Below are 15,744 nucleotides of genomic sequence, written 5' to 3' on the forward strand. Positions count from 1 at the left end.
CAGAAACTGGGCGCCTTATGGCTGTTTACCTGCCCTCGCTTCGCGCTGATAACAGTCGGTAAAAACAGGGCTCAAACAGCAGTTTTCTTTTCGGGCGTCCATGAATGAATTCAACGGTTTTAGGATCTATGACAGCTAACACTCCCAATGCATCAGGAAAAAAGGTCATTGTCGGCATGTCCGGCGGTGTCGACTCATCTGTTTCAGCCTATCTGCTGCTCCAGCAGGGCTATCAGGTAGAAGGCCTGTTCATGAAGAACTGGGAAGAAGATGACACCGACGAATATTGCTCTGCCGCCGAAGATTTAAAAGATGCCCAGGCTGTCTGTGACAAGCTGGGGATCAAGTTGCACACGGTCAACTTTGCCGCCGAATACTGGGACAATGTGTTCGAGTATTTTCTGGCCGAGTACAAAGCGGGACGCACGCCTAACCCGGACATCATGTGCAACAAGGAGATAAAATTCAAAGCCTTCCTTGAGTTTGCCGATGACATTCTCGATGCCGACTATATCGCCATGGGCCACTATGTGCGCCGCCGTGATACCGACGGCAAAACCCAGCTGCTTCGCGGCATAGATGGCAACAAGGATCAGAGCTACTTCCTCTACACCTTGAGTCACCAACAGGTGGCACGCAGCCTGTTCCCTGTGGGTGAACTGGAAAAACCCGAAGTTCGCCGCATCGCCGAAGAGCAAGGGCTAGTCACCTTCAACAAGAAAGACAGCACAGGTATCTGTTTTATCGGTGAGCGCAAGTTTACTGAATTCCTTGGCACTTACCTGCCCGCGCAACCGGGCAAAATAGAGAGTGTCGACGGTGAAGTGATAGGCGAGCATCAGGGCCTGATGTACCACACTCTGGGCCAGCGCAAAGGCCTTGGGATTGGCGGCATGAAAAACAGTAACGACAATCCCTGGTATGTGGTCGACAAAGATCTGAAACGTAATGTATTGATTGTCGCCCAAGGCGGCCAGCACCCAAGACTCATGTCGGTTGGCCTCACGGCCAGACAGCTGCACTGGGTCGACAGACAGGGCCCGGCCGATGGCGCAAAAATCACGGTCAAGACCCGTTATCGCCAGCAGGATATCCCCTGCACCGTTTATGTCCAGGGTGACAATGAGCTGAGAGTGATCTTCGACGAACCTGTGGCGGCAGTCACGCCCGGGCAGTCGGCAGTATTCTACGACGGTGAAGTCTGCCTGGGTGGCGGCATCATAGAAACCCTGATTAGGGAGTAATCATTGAGCGAGCAATTGCATGACCGCACCATGGCATTTGCCGGCATATTGCAGGCAATCGCCCAGGTGCAATATATCGCCCGCCACGGGGAAAGCGATCCGCAGCAGTTGGCTGCAGCACTCGATGGCATTATGGTGACAGATCCCGAGAATATCGATGAGATCTATCCCGACAAAGTCGTGCTAGCCAACGGCTACAAGTGGATTATCAATCAACTGGGGGACAGTGCCCAGAAAGATGTGGAAATCACCCGTTATCTGGTCGGCATTCTGGCGCTTGAGCGTAAACTGAGCCGCAACCAAGCGGCTCTGGGGATGCTGTCTGAACGCATCAATCAAGTGCATCGCCAACTGAGCCACTTTGCCATAACCGACGAGCAGGTTATCGCCAACCTGGCCAGCATCTACAGCGATATCATCAGTAATTTGGGGCCCAAGATCCAGATTTCGGGCAACCCCAACATACTGCAACGGCCACTGGTTCAACATAAAATACGCGCCTTGTTGCTGGCAGCAATGCGCAGTGCCGTACTCTGGCGTCAACTGGGCGGTAAACGCAGACATCTGGTGTTTGCCCGCAAGGCGATCGTCGATACAGCTAAAAAAAGCCTCACCCTATAATAAAGCCAAGTTCATCAAGGAGCTTATAATGGATCTTTCCGCACTGACTGCTATCTCACCGGTAGACGGGCGTTATGGTAGTAAAACCGCCGAACTTCGGGGGATATTCAGCGAGTACGGTCTTACCAAGTATCGTGTTCAGGTCGAAATCAACTGGCTGAAACTGCTTTCCAGCTGCCCTGAAATCGAAGAAGTCCCCCCTTTCAGTGAAGAAGCTCTGGCATTGCTGGATAATATTCGCGATAACTTCAGCGAAGCCGATGCCCTGAGAGTCAAAACCATCGAAGCCACCACCAACCATGACGTTAAGGCGGTGGAATACTTCATCAAGGAAAAAATCGCCGACAATGCCGAGCTGGCTGCCATAGGCGAGTTCGTGCACTTTGCCTGCACCAGTGAAGACATCAACAACCTGTCCCACGGCCTGATGCTGACCGAAGCCCGTGAACAGGTACTGCTGCCATACTGCCAGAAACTGGTCGATGCCGTTAAAGAGCTGGCCAGACGTTACAAGACTGTGCCTCTGATGTCCCGTACACACGGTCAACCCGCCTCGCCCTCGACTCTGGGTAAAGAGATGGCCAACGTGGCCGTACGTCTCGAACGCCAACTCAAACAAATTGAAGCGGTTGAGATCATGGGTAAGATCAACGGCGCCGTGGGTAACTACAACGCTCACCTGTCGGCCTACCCAGAAGTTAACTGGCATGAGCTGTCACAGCGCTTTGTCACCAGCCTGGGGCTGAACTGGAACCCCTACACCACTCAGATTGAACCGCACGACTATATTGCCGAGCTGTTCGATGCCGTGGCTCGTTTCAATACCGTGCTGATAGATTTTGACCGTGATATCTGGGGTTATATCGCCCTGGGTCACTTCAAGCAGAAGACAGTGGCCGGTGAAATCGGTTCATCCACCATGCCGCACAAGGTTAACCCTATCGACTTTGAAAACTCGGAAGGTAACCTGGGCATAGCCAACGCCCTGATGCAGCATCTGGCCAGTAAACTGCCGGTTTCCCGCTGGCAGCGCGATCTGACCGACTCCACAGTATTGCGTAACCTGGGTGTGGGTATCGCCCACTCGCTGATCGCCTACCAGGCCACACTCAAGGGTGTCAGTAAGCTGGAAGTCAACGAGGCGCACCTGCGCGATGAACTGGATCACAACTGGGAAGTGCTGGCCGAGCCGGTACAGACAGTCATGCGCCGCTATGGCATCGAAAAGCCTTACGAGAAGCTCAAGGAGCTGACCCGTGGCAAGCGTATCGATGGTCAGCAGCTTGCAGCCTTTATCGACGGTCTGGAACTGCCGGAGAGTGTGAAGCACGAACTCAAGCAACTGACGCCGGCCAACTACATAGGCCGCGCCGAGGCCTTTGTTGATGATTTGAACTGATAGCCTTTTGGCTGTCACGGGCGGTACTGGTTTCCAGTACCGCCTTTTTTCTCCCCGGGGTTTATGCCGTTGCAAGCGGGATAACTGACTTGCCATTGAAACGGTTTAAGGATTGGATAACAGATGACGAACACTTACCAGCTGACTCTAGACAGCAACGCCTTTGTTAAAGAGGTATGGCAGCAACAACCCAAGGTGATCAGACAAGCCTTCAAAGACTTTGTCGATCCTATCGCCGCCGATGAGCTGGCGGGCCTCGCCTGTGAAGAGGAGATCTCCTCACGGGTAGTTCTCACCAAGGGGCAGGACTGGGAAGTGATCTCAGGCCCATTTGAAGACTATGACAAGTTCGGTGAAGAAAACTGGCAACTGCTGGTACAGGCCGTCAACCACTGGTATCCGGACTCACAAGCTCTGGTGGAAGCCTTCCGCTTCCTGCCGGACTGGCGCTTCGATGACCTAATGGTGTCCTTTGCCACGCCGGGTGGCGGTGTCGGCCCCCATATCGACAACTATGATGTCTTTATCATTCAAGGCGAGGGACGCAGGCGCTGGACCGTCGGTGCCAAGGGCCAATACGCCAAGCGCGGCAACAACCCCAATACCCCTTTGATTGAAGACTTTGAGCCTATTATAGATACAGTGCTGGAACCCGGTGACATGCTGTATATACCGCCTGGTTTTCCTCACAGGGGCGAGACCTTGACCCTGGCATTGTCCTACTCGGTAGGTTTCCGGGCACCGAGTCAGCAAGAACTTATCAGCGAAATGGCCGACTTTATGCTTGATCAGGATCTCGGCCACAAACGCTTCACTTCGGGTGAAGAAGCCGGGCAACCGGCGCTGATCGCCAAGAGCCAGCAACAGGGGATGATGGCGCTGCTGAAAGAGCTGACTGAAAACCCTGACTATTATCAGGGTATGCTGGGCAAGTTGCTGAGTCAGAACCGCTTTGATCTGGATATTTGCCAGGGTGAGCCCATGAGTGCCGGGGAGCTCAGAGAAGCCGCGGCCGAAGGCGCTGTATTCAAGCGCATAGGTGGGCTTAAAATTCTCATGCTGGAAGAGGATCCCAACTGCCGACTGTTTATCAATGGGGAAGTTTTTGAATTGCCGCAAGGCAGTGAAGAGCAGGCGCAGCTTATTGCCAATCGCACCAGCATCAGCGGCGAAGATCTCGAATCATTGCTGAACTATGAGGTGATAACTGCGCTGCTGTGCAACCTGCTTGAAAAAGGCTACTTCTACCTCAGTGAAGAATGAGATTGAGTCAGTCTTTCTGTACTGAATAAAATATCAGTCCTAATCCCGGCTCATAAGAGTAGCATTCTCAACCAATAAACCAGCAGAATGCTACTCCCTAACTCTTGATGGGGTTGATATTGACTCTATCCCTGGCAATCTCTATCGGTCTGTTATTTTCAGCCCCACTTCTTGCTATAAAAAACCTGTTGCCAAGCGCAAAAAACTCTGGTTTTCAAGGAAAATCAGAGTGTCAAACCAGTGAAACAAATCCCCTTTACCCTACATCTACTTATACAAAGCAACAGCCTAGGCTAAGTTACTGAAAGAGGAAACTATGTCAGAACAACAGGTGACAGGAACCGTTAAATGGTTCAACGATGAAAAAGGCTTTGGTTTTCTAACCCAGGAAAACGCCGCCGATGTGTTCGTCCACTACCGCGCCATTCAAGGCAGCGGCCGCCGCACCCTGAAAGAGGGTGAGAAGGTCAGCTTCAGCGTGACTGAAGGCCAAAAGGGGCTGCAGGCAGAAAACGTAGTGCGGTTAAAATAGCTGACGGATAAAGTAAAGGGACGGCAGATGCCGTCCCTCTTGTTAAGCCATCGCGCCATCAAGGTGCGAGACGATTGATCTCCCATCCGTCATCTGTGCGGCTGTAGAGGAATCTGTCATGCAGCCTGTGCTCACCGCCCTGCCAGAATTCCACACTGGAAGGCACTATGCGGTAGCCGCCCCAAAACTTGGGCAAGGGGACTTCGCCCTTGGCAAACTTGGCCTTCATCTCGGCAAACTTACTCTCGAGTGCCTGACGGGCGCTAAGCTTGCTCGACTGTTTCGAGACCCAGGCCGCTATCTGGCTGTCTTTCGGACGGCTGACAAAGTACTTGAATACCTCTGTAGCAGACAGGGCTTCGGCTACCCCTGTCACTGCCACCTGGCGCTCCAGCGGATGCCAGGGAAACAGTAAACTAACCTTGGCATTGACGGCAATCTGCTGCGCCTTACGGCTTTCCAGATTGGTAAAGAATACAAATCCTTGCTGATCAAAACGCTTCAGCAAGACTATCCGCTGAAACGGTTGGCCGGTTTCATCCACTGTGGCCACCACCATGGCGGTAGGATCTGTCAAAGGTGCATCCTTGGCCTGCGCCATCCAGCGCTCGAACTGCGCCATGGGCTCGGCGGCCAGATCGGCACGCCTGAGGCCGCCCCGGGTGTATTCACGGCGAATATCACTCAAATCTGTCATTGTCTATCCTTGTCCCTGAACCGGGCGCAATGCCCCAGCGAAAGCAAAGCCAACGACAAGCGTTGGCTTAACGTGAAGCGGCTTACTTGACTTTGCCCTGGCACAAGGCCCAGACATGCAGCATTTCCAGGCCCAGAGTCGCGCCCGCCAGCGCGGTAATGTCGGCGCTATCGTAAGCAGGTGCCACTTCAACCACATCCATACCCACTATGTTGAGGCCCTTGAGACCACGGATAATCTTCAGCGCCTTGTCACTGGTGAGACCACCGCATACCGGAGTACCGGTTCCCGGCGCGAAGGCAGGATCCAGGCAATCGATATCGAAAGTCACATACAAAGGCATATCGCCAACCCGAGCCTTGATCTGCGCCACGATTTCATCGGCGGTCATATCATTGGCCATGGCGGCATCAATCACCTGAAAACCGTGGCCTTCTTTGGTGTATTCGGTGCGGATCCCCACCTGCACAGAATGGGCCGGATCGATCAAGCCTTCGTTAGGGGCGTGATAGAACATGGTGCCATGGTCAAACTTACTGCCTTCACTGTAAGTGTCGGTGTGGGCATCGAAGTGCAGCAGCGCCATCTTGCCAAACTGTTTGTGGTGCGCACGAAGCAACGGCAGGGTTACAAAGTGATCACCGCCAAAGCTCAGCAGTGTCTTACCGGAGGCCAGAACTTTGCTGGCAAAGTTTTCGGTGCGCTCGGTAAAATCGGCGGCATCACCACAATTAAATACCAGATCGCCGGCGTCCACTATCTTGATATATTCGCTGAGGCTGAAATCCCAAGGCCAACGCTTCTCTTCCCAGGCCAGATTGGTCGAGGCATTGCGGATAGCTCCGGGCCCCATACGGCCACCGCTGCGGCCGGTAACGGCCATATCGAAAGGCAAACCTATTACCACCACATCCGCATCGCTTTCTAGCGGTTTGAAATCCAGTGGCTGACGCAAATAACCAAACGCATTTGAATAAAGCGAGTAATCAGGTTTATCTGCTAAAGTGGTCATAAATACTCCAAAACTTGGCTAATGCCGATATTTACATGGACTCAGGGATCAGCACTTCGTGGCACATCTGCTGATAATGACTGAAGCTGACATTATAACCCTGCTCCAGGGACAAAGAGCAACTTCCCAAACATAAATGTTCCGGGTAACCACGGGTATCCAACTGGGCGTTGAAGCCGATGACATCCCAGCTGCCGGGATTGAGAATAGCCAGCAAACGGGCGAAGATATCTATCGGTTGTGCGGCGAGATCCAGATTGGTCTCGAAGCTGACATAAGAGCTGCTTTCCTGGGGCGTGATATGAATAGTCATATACTCTTTGCCGCGAATGCCGTTGATGGAATAACCAAAGGGCTCAAACAGAAAGTCATCAAACTGGAATCCGGGCAGCATCTCTTCCAGTGCCAGCAGTTGCCTAACCCCTTCGCAGCTTTGGTTATCGGAGCGCAAGTAGTCAGCCGCTTCACCACGAATGTGATACATCAACAGCTCACTGGTGGCATCACTGCTCTCGGCGCTGAAAGCCTTGTCGCTGCAAAACAGATAATGGTGATGAGAATCCAGATGGCCGATACGATACGCCACGCCGGACAGCTTCTCTCTCAACGCCTGTAAGTCCTGCTCAAAAGAGCTGGCCTGCAGGTGCGACAGATATTCGTTTTTGCGCTGAAAAGTCGCAAAGGCTATCGCCTCTTCACCGAGGGAGTCGATAAAATGCAGAGTCGAGCGCGCCAGAGTGGTGGTACCACAGGTCAACATTAAAAATCTGTCGTCCCAAACAAACAGGCTCGACTCGCTGAGCAGATAGGCATCGCAATAATCATTGCTGACGGAAGAGAGGATTTCTGCATTGGCCTTGGCCACCATCTCTTCCCAGAAGGGCTTTCCCAGTGAGCGCAGCGAAGGCGTAGCCGGCGTCACTATCACTTCAATTTTTTTTTCTGAACCTTCAAAAAACATCTTTTATCTCTACTTGTTGCAGGCCCCGAAGGGCCTGCTGAATGCACCGACCTTATGAAAAATCTTCCAGATAGGTATAACCCTTAAGACCCAATTGCAGCTCTTCAAGGATCGAGGTGCGTTCGTCTTCGGCAATATGCTGATTCACCAGCTCTTCGTAGGTGCGCATAAAGGATACGGCATCCAGGTTCACATAGCGCAGTACATCGGCCACTGTGTCACCGGACAGCACAGACTCTATGTTGGCCAGGCCGCTTTCATCGAGACGCACCACAGCCGAGTTGGTATCACCGAACAGGTTATGCATGTCACCGAGGATCTCCTGATAAGCCCCCACCAGGAAGAAACCGATAAGATACGGGCTCTCGGCACTCCAGGCAGGAACCGGCAGTGTGGTTTCGATCCCCTGCCCGTCCACATACTGATCCACCATACCGTCCGAGTCACAGGTGATGTCCAGCATCACGGCGCGGCGCTCAGGTGCGGTATCCAACCCGGTCAGCGGCAACACAGGGAACACCTGATCTATACCCCAGGCATCCGGCAGCGACTGGAACAGCGAGAAGTTAACGAAGAACTTATCAGCCAATTTCTCATTGAGTTCATCAATGATGGGTCTGTGATAACGGTTCTTGTTGTTCATCAATCCCTGCAGCTCGTGACAGACACGCAGGTTGGTCTGCTCCGCCCAGGCACGCTCTTCCAGGCTCAGTTGCCCCAGAGCAAACAGAGCGTGAGCTTCGGCCAGATCCGATTGGGTATCGTGGAAAATCTCAATCAAGGCGCGGGAATCGGCGCGGCCGCGGATATCGCTCCAGGACTGCCACATATTGTGCAGCAGCTGTGGGGCATCCTCTGCCGGTGGCTGGATATTCTCAGGAGAATATGCCTCGGTACCGATAACATCCGTGATAAGCACGGCGTGGTGCGCCGTCAGGAAGCGGCCGGACTCAGAGATAATTCTCGGCACCGGCTGCTCGTACTCGGCGCAGACATCACTCAGAGCGCTGACGATATTGTTGGCGTATTCGCTCAGGCCGTAGTTCATTGAGTTATTGCTTTGGCTGCGGGTACCGTCATAATCCACCGCCAGGCCGCCGCCCACGTCGAAACAGTTGACCTTGGCCCCCAGTTTTCTCAGCTCACAATAGAAGCGCGCCGCCTCACCCACACCATGGCGAATATCGCGAATATTGGCGATTTGTGAACCCAGGTGGAAGTGCAGCAACTGCAGCGAATCCAGCATGTCGGCACTCTTGAGCTCGTTGACCACCCGCAGCACCTGCGCAGCAGACAGACCAAACTTGGACTTTTCACCGCCACTGGCCTGCCACTTACCCTTGCCCTGGAACGCCAGACGTGCGCGCAGCCCCAGACGCGGAGTAACCCCAAGCTCGCGGGATTCCTGCAGAACCATCTTGAGCTCGGACATCTTCTCCAGCACTATGTAGACCTTGTGGCCCAGCTTTTCGCCTATCAGGGCCAGGCGGATATATTCTTTATCCTTGTAGCCGTTACAGACTATGACTGAGCTGGCCTTTTGCGCCATGGCCAGTACCGCCATCAGCTCAGGCTTACTGCCGGCTTCAAGCCCAAGTTGCGGAGCTTCTTTGCTGACCTGGCTGGCGAGGATTTCCTCAACCACTGTCTGCTGCTGGTTCACCTTGATGGGATAAACCAGCAGATAATCTTCGCTGTACTCGTACTTTTGAATCGCCTGATTAAAGGCTTGGCACAAGCTATCGACCCTGTGGTGCAAAATCTGCGGGAAACGGACCAGCACAGGCAGGTTAACACCGGCCTTCACCATGTCTTTGGCTAGCTCGTTCAAGCCGATTTTGCTGTCCGGATTCAAAGGGTTCGGTGACACTGTCACCTCACCCTGATCGCTTATTCCGTAAAATCCCTGGCTCCAGTATGCGACATTGTAGCCGACGCGGGCATCGTCAATAGACCAATCACTCATGTTCGTTAGCCTGTTATCAAAAAATGGGTTATGCGGTAACCGTCATCGCTGACGCGACCGCCTGTTCGACAAACGCCGGCAGCGCAAAGCTTGCCTGATGGATAGCCGGCGTGTAATAACGGGTGGTAATACCGGCCCGTTCAAAACGCTCTTCGAGAGTCGCCAGGCTATGCTGACGCGCCTCAAGATCATCGGTTGCCCAGGCAAAGGCCATGCTGCCACCCACATAGGTAGGCACGGCCGCCATATAGAACCGACACTCTTTCACATAAGAGCTCATGCGTCTGACGGTATTTTGCACTTCATCCAGCTGCATAAAAGGCACGCCGTTCTGAGCGACAAAAATCCCATTTTCATTGAGACAACGCTTACAGCCCTCGTAAAAGTCGGAACTGAACAGCACCTCTCCCGGACCAAGGGGATCTGTGCAGTCAGAGATAATCACATCAAATTTTTGCTGTGATTGCCTAACATAATCCATCCCGTCGCTGATCACCAAGTTGACTCTGGGGTCATCATAGGCGCCTTGGGAATGGTTTGGAAAATAGCTTTTACACATTTCCACTACGGCGGCATCAATCTCCACCATGGTAATGGATTCAATCTGTTTATGTTTGACCACTTCCCGCAGCATGCCGCCGTCACCGCCGCCTATAATAAGCACCCGCTTGACGTCGCCGTGGGCCAGAATAGGCACATGGGTCAACATTTCGTGATAGACAAACTCATCTTTCTCCGTGGTCTGGATGGCGCCATTGAGCGCCATGACCCGTCCCATAGCGGCATTTTCAAAAATGCTCAGGTGCCACTGTTCGGTCTTTTGCTCGAACAGCACCTTTTCCACCTCAAAATACTGCCCGTATGCCGGATGCAGTGTCTCGTAGTAAATATTCTTGGCTTGCATTTAACCTAAAACTCTTGGTGTTGAATGTAAGGGTGGACAAATAACCCGTCCTCGGCAATTCCAAAACGAATGCCGAGTGAATGTATCGTCGTAGATGGACGACGGGCTCAGTTGGGACTATTGGCCTGTTCGCGGCCGGAATTGATGCGGATTAACGTGAGATGTTTCAAGCCGGTATTGTCATAGCTGACAATGGTTGAAAACCTGTGTTGTGGCACTTGGCGAACCAGTGCGGCAAATGAATGGCTGTGCATTAGCTAAAACCCTCTTAACCCCGTGTAAATGGTGCTTTGTTCATTTACACGGTTAATGACTCGTGAACCATAATAACCCTGTTACTCACGTTTGCCTGTCAGGACTGAATGTACCTTCAAAACGGCGCAATTAAACCTTGCTGTGCCCCATAATGCAAGCACGAATCACAGTTTATCCAAGGCTTTGAAATATAAACTACAGTTGCGATATTCACCCATGCCATTTAAGCGAGTTTTTTTCGATTTATATCAATAAATTGAGCTTTGAAAGCTGATTTTATCTGTTCAAGATTTTTTAAATACTCAGACTCTCCATTTTGATCGCCAGATACCGCTTCGGGCACTGAGTTTGATTCAATGCAGCCCCCTTGGGGAACACGAGGGTGAAAACTCACCCTCAAACAAAGGTTTGTTATCGTGAAGCCTGGCGATTCAAGCAAAAATCGCAGCAGCTAAAAACGCCACCCAATTTAGCGAATTAATCAAAGGTCATTTCCGGCGCTGATTCACCGCAATGCCGTCAGCCCACCGTCTTGGCGCGGATCTCCTCAATAGTCACCCCAGGCGCGCGCTCCAGCAGATGAAAGCCACCAACCATGATTGGCGGCCTGGGCCGTGGTACCGAAAAAGCCCAGGAGGTACAGTAGACGCCGAGTGTCAGGCTGTAAAACAGTGCCCGAAAACGTTTGGGGTTATATTTATCCGCCCACCAGGCGATGATAAACAACAGCCCGAGATACAAGAGTGCCAGCAGGCTGACAGACCAAATAGAGAACATAGGCAAAGGTTTTTATTTTCAGCTTAACCAGCTGTGCTGCAAAAAGCAGCGCTAACTTTAGTCTTATTCAAACTTAGGGAAGTCTGACTTCAACAGGCCCCGGCATGCCTTCAGTCAGATGCCTTGAGCGCCAATTGCTGTGCAAGCCACACCCTACAAAAGAGAAGGCCACGAGGACTTATTCGCACCTCCCTAACAAAAGGCACGGGCATAGGTGAGCGCAATCCGTTATAATCCGCCGCAGCTGAAACAAAGTTAATCAGGTTCAAAAACAGATGGCAGAAATAGGTCAAAGTTGCACCCTGGAAGTGGTCAAACAGGTTGATTTCGGGGTTTACCTCAACGCTCATGAGTTGGGACAGGTGTTATTACCCAATAAAGTGGTGCCCAAGGGTTGTCTGGTGGGCGACAAGGTGGAGGTATTCCTCTATCTGGACTCCAACGACCTGCCTATCGCAACCACTAAAAAGCCCCTGGCTCAGGTGGGTGAGTTTGCTTATCTCAAGGTAGTTTCCATTGGTCGGGTCGGTGCCTTCCTCGATTGGGGACTGGAAAAAGATCTGCTGCTGCCCTTCGGTGAGCAGCATAAGCAGGCCGAAGAGGGCCGCAGTTACCTGGTCTATGTTCACCGTAACCGCGCCGACGAGCGGATTGTCGCTTCGTCCAAAATCGATAAGTTTGTCGATAAGAGCCCGGCTTGGTACAAGAATGGTCAACAGGTTGACCTTATCATTGCAGGTACTACAGATCTCGGCTATAAGGCGATAGTCAACAACAAGCATTGGGGCGTCATCTATCAAAATGAGGTGTTCCGTAAGCTGAAGTTTGGCCAAAAGCTCAAGGGTTATATCAAACAGGTGCGTCACGACAACAAACTGGATCTGACCCTGCAAAAGGCCGACCGTCAGGAGTTGGATCAGCAATCACAGCGGATCATGAAGAAACTAACTCAGGCCGGCGGTTTCCTGCCCTACAGCGACAAGACCTCGCCCGAGGTGATCTACGCCGAGCTTGGTATGAGCAAGAAAGCCTTCAAGAAAGCCATCGGCGGCCTGTTCAAGGCCGGAAAACTGCGCATCGAAGATGACGGTATCCACGCCAATAATTGAACAAAGAACTGAACCAAGAATTGAGCAAAAATAACGCGCCTGCTCTATTTAGGGCAGGCGCAGCCGAGGAAAACCGCGACATCGGCTCAAGGCTCTGATATAACTCAAAAACACTGAGTAAAATGTCGGTCAGTTGGCCGACATCTGCCTTGAATGGAACTGTCAATTATGTTGCAACTCAATGCCATCGAAGCCAGAGTGATTGGCTGCCTGCTGGAAAAAGAAGTCACCACTCCGGATCTCTATCCCCTGTCTCTCAATTCACTGACCCAAGCCTGCAATCAAAAAACCAGCCGCGATCCCGTGATGGAACTGAGCGAGTCTGAAGTGCAGCAAGCCTTGGACAGCCTGAGTAAAAAACGTCTACTGAGTGAGCAATCCGGCTTTGGCAGCCGGGTCATTAAATACCGCCACAGATTCTGTAACACAGAATTTGGCGAGCTGCAGTTTTCCCCCGCAGAGCTGGCAATAGTGTGTTTGTTGCTGCTGCGCGGCGCTCAAACCGCAGGTGAACTCAGAAGCCGGGCTCAACGGCTGTTTGAATTTGACGGCCTGCCACAAGTGGAGCAAACCCTGCTGGCGCTGAAAGACAAAGGCTTTATCCGCCAACTGCCCAGGGAGCCGGGAAAACGTGAGATACGCTTTGCCGAGAACTTCACAGAAAATGATGGTGTATCTGAAAGTTCCGGCGGCGCTGATACCACTCAGATTGCCAATCAAGCTGCAGCTCACCATGAAGGTGAGCGCGAAGGTGAGTGCGAAAGTGAGCCTGAAACGGCAAGCCAGAGCCGGATAGCCTTGCTTGAACAAGAACTGGCGACAATGAAGCAAGAGCTGGCTTTACTAAAACAGGCATTGGCCGAGCTTAAGACGCAACTGGCACAATAAGCCTTCAAAGACGACAGCTACTGCTTGAAATAGCGGCCAGGCGTGGCCTGCCTGGCCTCATGGTGTTAGGCTGACGTCTTATCGGCAACCCAGTGTTTGCCCCGGTCGCCGCAAGGACTCCTTATTTGGAGCAAAACAAGGAACCACATGACAACTGCAACTCACAGCACTCATCCCGGAGGGCTTAAAAACGCCCTGCAACTCGCGGGATTTGAACTCTATAAACTCATTTTCCACCGCCGTGGCACCCTGGCGATGATAGCTTTCGCCCTGGTGTGGCTGCTGATCCTTGCCTATCCGGTCCGAAGTGCCGCCAGCTTTCTGCTGAACCCGGACTTCAAGCATTTTGTTACCGGCGCCTTCGGTGAAGGCACTCTGGATCAACTGTTTGCCTGGCCGGTTGCCGAGCAAGCCGTCTATTGGGTCATCAGTCTCTACCTGTTCCCCATGTTCAGTATTCTTATCTGCGGCGATCAGTTCGCCTCGGACAAAAACCGCGGCACACTACGCTTTCTCTGCCTGCGTTCGGGCCGCGATGCCCTCTTCTTCGGCCGCTTCCTCGGCATGATGTTGATCCAATTGCTGTTGGTTGCCATCACAGTCATAGCAACCGTAGTTTTGGCCATGAGCCGGGATATGGCGTTGGTGCTACCCGCGCTGACTTCCGGCTTGATGATGACACTCAATCTGGTATTGATCCTGCTGCCCTACACCGCCCTGATGGCGCTGTTCTCACTCTGGGCCAGCTCCGCCAGACTGGCCAGCGTATTTGCGGTGCTTTTCTTTGCCGCCATGATGATAGTAATGGCGGTTATCAATGCTCAGCTGCCCATGCTCTCTTTCATCGGTTATCTGGTGCCCGGCGCACAGATAGATGCCATGCTCAATGCCCAGCCGCTAACAGCGCTGTCAAGTGCCTGGTTGCCACTGCTGCAAACCATTGGATTATTAGCGATAGGCCGCACCATGATGCAGCGAGGTGATCTATGAGTCTTATCAACTGTAAAGGCCTGAGCAAACTCTACGGCAGCAAGCGGGCATTGGATAGCGTCGACTTGCAACTGGAGCCCGGTAGTCCCATCGCCCTGGTCGGCCCAAACGGTGCCGGCAAGACCACATTGATGAGCCTGTTGCTGGGTTATATACGTCCAAGTAGTGGTGAAATCACTGTGATGGGACAGCGCCCGGGCAGCACCGGACTTTTGGGACAGGTCTCGGCCCTGCCCCAGGACGCCGCCCTGGATCCCGGCTTCAGCCTGCTGACTCAATTCAGCCTGTTTGCCCGCATGCAGGGTATGGGCGCCGAAGCCGCCAAGGCTGAATCCCTGCGGGTATTGGCGCTGGTAGGCCTTGAGGAGATCGCCAATCAAAAACCCAACTCTCTAAGTCATGGTATGGGAAAACGCGCCGCGATTGCTCAGGCGCTGATAGGCAACCCCAAGCTGGTACTGCTGGATGAACCCACGGCCGGACTGGATCCCGCCAACGCCCGCAAAATTCGTGAGTTGGTAGAATCCCTGAGCGCAGACACCACCTTTATTATCAGCTCCCACAATCTGGATGAACTGGAAAAGCTTTGTGACAGAGTGCTGTATCTGGACAAAGGTAAACTGGGCCAGTCTGTCACCATGCAGCAAAGCAGCGCCGAAGCCTATCTGACGCTGCAGATGCAACACTGTGATCAGGAAAAACTGCTGGAAGCACTCTACGCCCTCGAAGGCGTTTACGAGATCTCGGCCAAGGGCAAACAAAACTACCTTATCCGTTACCAACCGGAGAAGGACACCTTGGATATTGAACTGCTGCAGCTACTTAAGCAAAATGGCTGGCAATATCGCAGCCTGATGCGAGGCCGCACACTGGAAGATACCTTGTTCGACGGCGTAGCCTGACGCCTTTGAACTTAGAAGCTCTCTTTGATAAACAACAACCCAGCGTAAGCTGGGTTGTTGTTTTAGTGGTCTTACAAAATAGCAGCCTCTGGCACAACGCTTTACACGCTAGATCCCCACATCTGCCACGGCACTTTCTCTCTTCCGCAGAAGAACTGCTCAGGGAAGGAAACAACAGTCTGCCAAAGCTACCGGCGTCACTATGACTATCAGAAGTTCATCGT

16 protein-coding genes are annotated in these 15,744 nt (G+C 52.6%); 9 read left to right on the plus strand and 7 right to left on the minus strand.

Annotation, left to right across the window (positions count from 1 at the left end; translation table 11 throughout):
• The first annotated feature begins 128 nt into the window (after positions 1–128).
• From mnmA to RC73_RS03880, 5 genes are all read left to right on the plus strand, one after another.
• Positions 129–1,244: a tRNA 2-thiouridine(34) synthase MnmA gene (mnmA, locus tag RC73_RS03860; protein WP_039033394.1), complete on the plus strand. Its 1,116-nt coding sequence runs from the start codon at positions 129–131 to the stop codon at positions 1,242–1,244.
• A 3-nt stretch (positions 1,245–1,247) separates the two neighbouring features.
• Positions 1,248–1,865: a high frequency lysogenization protein HflD gene (gene hflD, locus RC73_RS03865; protein WP_028781430.1), complete on the plus strand. Its 618-nt coding sequence runs from the start codon at positions 1,248–1,250 to the stop codon at positions 1,863–1,865.
• Positions 1,866–1,893: 28 nt separating this feature from the next.
• Positions 1,894–3,264, plus strand: a complete 1,371-nt coding sequence (gene purB, locus RC73_RS03870; RefSeq protein WP_039033395.1) for an adenylosuccinate lyase — start codon at positions 1,894–1,896, stop codon at positions 3,262–3,264.
• A 123-nt stretch (positions 3,265–3,387) separates the two neighbouring features.
• Complete coding sequence (locus RC73_RS03875) at positions 3,388–4,527, plus strand: ribosomal protein uL16 3-hydroxylase (protein ID WP_039033396.1); 1,140 nt, start codon at positions 3,388–3,390, stop codon at positions 4,525–4,527.
• 316 nt (positions 4,528–4,843) lie between these two features.
• On the plus strand, positions 4,844–5,059 hold the full coding sequence (locus RC73_RS03880) for a cold-shock protein (protein WP_025009621.1): 216 nt from the start codon (positions 4,844–4,846) through the stop codon (positions 5,057–5,059).
• Between the two features lie 58 nt (positions 5,060–5,117).
• Here the strand turns inward: RC73_RS03880 and pdxH are convergent, their stop codons facing one another.
• From pdxH to RC73_RS03910, 7 genes are all read right to left on the minus strand, one after another.
• Positions 5,118–5,756, minus strand: coding sequence for a pyridoxamine 5'-phosphate oxidase (gene pdxH, locus RC73_RS03885; protein ID WP_039033397.1), 639 nt, complete (start codon positions 5,754–5,756; stop codon positions 5,118–5,120).
• Between the two features lie 82 nt (positions 5,757–5,838).
• Positions 5,839–6,768, minus strand: coding sequence for an agmatinase (gene speB, locus RC73_RS03890; protein WP_039033398.1), 930 nt, complete (start codon positions 6,766–6,768; stop codon positions 5,839–5,841).
• A gap of 31 nt (positions 6,769–6,799) precedes the next feature.
• A complete protein-coding gene (locus RC73_RS03895) occupies positions 6,800–7,729 on the minus strand; it encodes an adenosylmethionine decarboxylase (RefSeq protein WP_039033399.1) in 930 nt (309 codons plus the stop codon).
• Between the two features lie 52 nt (positions 7,730–7,781).
• Complete coding sequence (gene speA / locus RC73_RS03900) at positions 7,782–9,695, minus strand: biosynthetic arginine decarboxylase (protein WP_039033400.1); 1,914 nt, start codon at positions 9,693–9,695, stop codon at positions 7,782–7,784.
• A 28-nt stretch (positions 9,696–9,723) separates the two neighbouring features.
• Positions 9,724–10,599 carry a polyamine aminopropyltransferase gene (gene speE / locus RC73_RS03905; RefSeq protein WP_028779304.1) on the minus strand — a complete coding sequence of 292 codons (876 nt, stop codon included), beginning with the start codon at positions 10,597–10,599 and terminating at the stop codon, positions 9,724–9,726.
• A 107-nt stretch (positions 10,600–10,706) separates the two neighbouring features.
• Positions 10,707–10,853: a hypothetical protein gene (locus RC73_RS20945; RefSeq protein ID WP_093983023.1), complete on the minus strand. Its 147-nt coding sequence runs from the start codon at positions 10,851–10,853 to the stop codon at positions 10,707–10,709.
• A gap of 520 nt (positions 10,854–11,373) precedes the next feature.
• Positions 11,374–11,631: a hypothetical protein gene (locus tag RC73_RS03910; RefSeq protein WP_039033401.1), complete on the minus strand. Its 258-nt coding sequence runs from the start codon at positions 11,629–11,631 to the stop codon at positions 11,374–11,376.
• Positions 11,632–11,906: 275 nt separating this feature from the next.
• On the opposite strand from RC73_RS03910, the gene RC73_RS03915 reads away from it, so the two are divergent.
• From RC73_RS03915 to RC73_RS03930, 4 genes are all read left to right on the plus strand, one after another.
• Complete coding sequence (locus RC73_RS03915) at positions 11,907–12,740, plus strand: CvfB family protein (protein WP_039033402.1); 834 nt, start codon at positions 11,907–11,909, stop codon at positions 12,738–12,740.
• 171 nt (positions 12,741–12,911) lie between these two features.
• A complete protein-coding gene (locus RC73_RS03920) occupies positions 12,912–13,628 on the plus strand; it encodes a YceH family protein (protein ID WP_039033465.1) in 717 nt (238 codons plus the stop codon).
• A gap of 147 nt (positions 13,629–13,775) precedes the next feature.
• The gene (locus tag RC73_RS03925; protein ID WP_039033403.1) at positions 13,776–14,618 is read left to right on the plus strand and encodes an ABC transporter permease subunit; all 843 of its coding nucleotides are present in this window, start codon (positions 13,776–13,778) and stop codon (positions 14,616–14,618) included.
• Positions 14,615–15,520 carry an ABC transporter ATP-binding protein gene (locus tag RC73_RS03930; protein WP_039033404.1) on the plus strand — a complete coding sequence of 302 codons (906 nt, stop codon included), beginning with the start codon at positions 14,615–14,617 and terminating at the stop codon, positions 15,518–15,520. Before RC73_RS03925 ends, RC73_RS03930 begins: the two co-directional genes overlap by 4 nt.
• Positions 15,521–15,744: the final 224 nt, after the last annotated feature.

Source organism: Shewanella sp. ECSMB14102 (assembly GCF_000813075.1).
GTDB classification, from domain to species: domain Bacteria; phylum Pseudomonadota; class Gammaproteobacteria; order Enterobacterales; family Shewanellaceae; genus Shewanella; species Shewanella indica.

Excerpts from the sequence above, each read along its gene's own strand:
- mnmA (WP_039033394.1), top strand. The coding sequence starts at position 129 with ATGACAGCTAACACTCCCAATGCATCAGGAAAAAAGGTCATTGTCGGC.
- purB (WP_039033395.1), top strand. The coding sequence starts at position 1,894 with ATGGATCTTTCCGCACTGACTGCTATCTCACCGGTAGACGGGCGTTAT.
- RC73_RS03875 (WP_039033396.1), top strand. The coding sequence starts at position 3,388 with ATGACGAACACTTACCAGCTGACTCTAGACAGCAACGCCTTTGTTAAA.
- RC73_RS03880 (WP_025009621.1), top strand. The coding sequence starts at position 4,844 with ATGTCAGAACAACAGGTGACAGGAACCGTTAAATGGTTCAACGATGAA.
- pdxH (WP_039033397.1), bottom strand. The coding sequence starts at position 5,756 with ATGACAGATTTGAGTGATATTCGCCGTGAATACACCCGGGGCGGCCTC.
- speB (WP_039033398.1), bottom strand. The coding sequence starts at position 6,768 with ATGACCACTTTAGCAGATAAACCTGATTACTCGCTTTATTCAAATGCG.
- RC73_RS03895 (WP_039033399.1), bottom strand. The coding sequence starts at position 7,729 with ATGTTTTTTGAAGGTTCAGAAAAAAAAATTGAAGTGATAGTGACGCCG.
- speA (WP_039033400.1), bottom strand. The coding sequence starts at position 9,695 with ATGAGTGATTGGTCTATTGACGATGCCCGCGTCGGCTACAATGTCGCA.
- speE (WP_028779304.1), bottom strand. The coding sequence starts at position 10,599 with ATGCAAGCCAAGAATATTTACTACGAGACACTGCATCCGGCATACGGG.
- RC73_RS20945 (WP_093983023.1), bottom strand. The coding sequence starts at position 10,853 with ATGCACAGCCATTCATTTGCCGCACTGGTTCGCCAAGTGCCACAACAC.
- RC73_RS03910 (WP_039033401.1), bottom strand. The coding sequence starts at position 11,631 with ATGTTCTCTATTTGGTCTGTCAGCCTGCTGGCACTCTTGTATCTCGGG.
- RC73_RS03915 (WP_039033402.1), top strand. The coding sequence starts at position 11,907 with ATGGCAGAAATAGGTCAAAGTTGCACCCTGGAAGTGGTCAAACAGGTT.
- RC73_RS03925 (WP_039033403.1), top strand. The coding sequence starts at position 13,776 with ATGACAACTGCAACTCACAGCACTCATCCCGGAGGGCTTAAAAACGCC.
- RC73_RS03930 (WP_039033404.1), top strand. The coding sequence starts at position 14,615 with ATGAGTCTTATCAACTGTAAAGGCCTGAGCAAACTCTACGGCAGCAAG.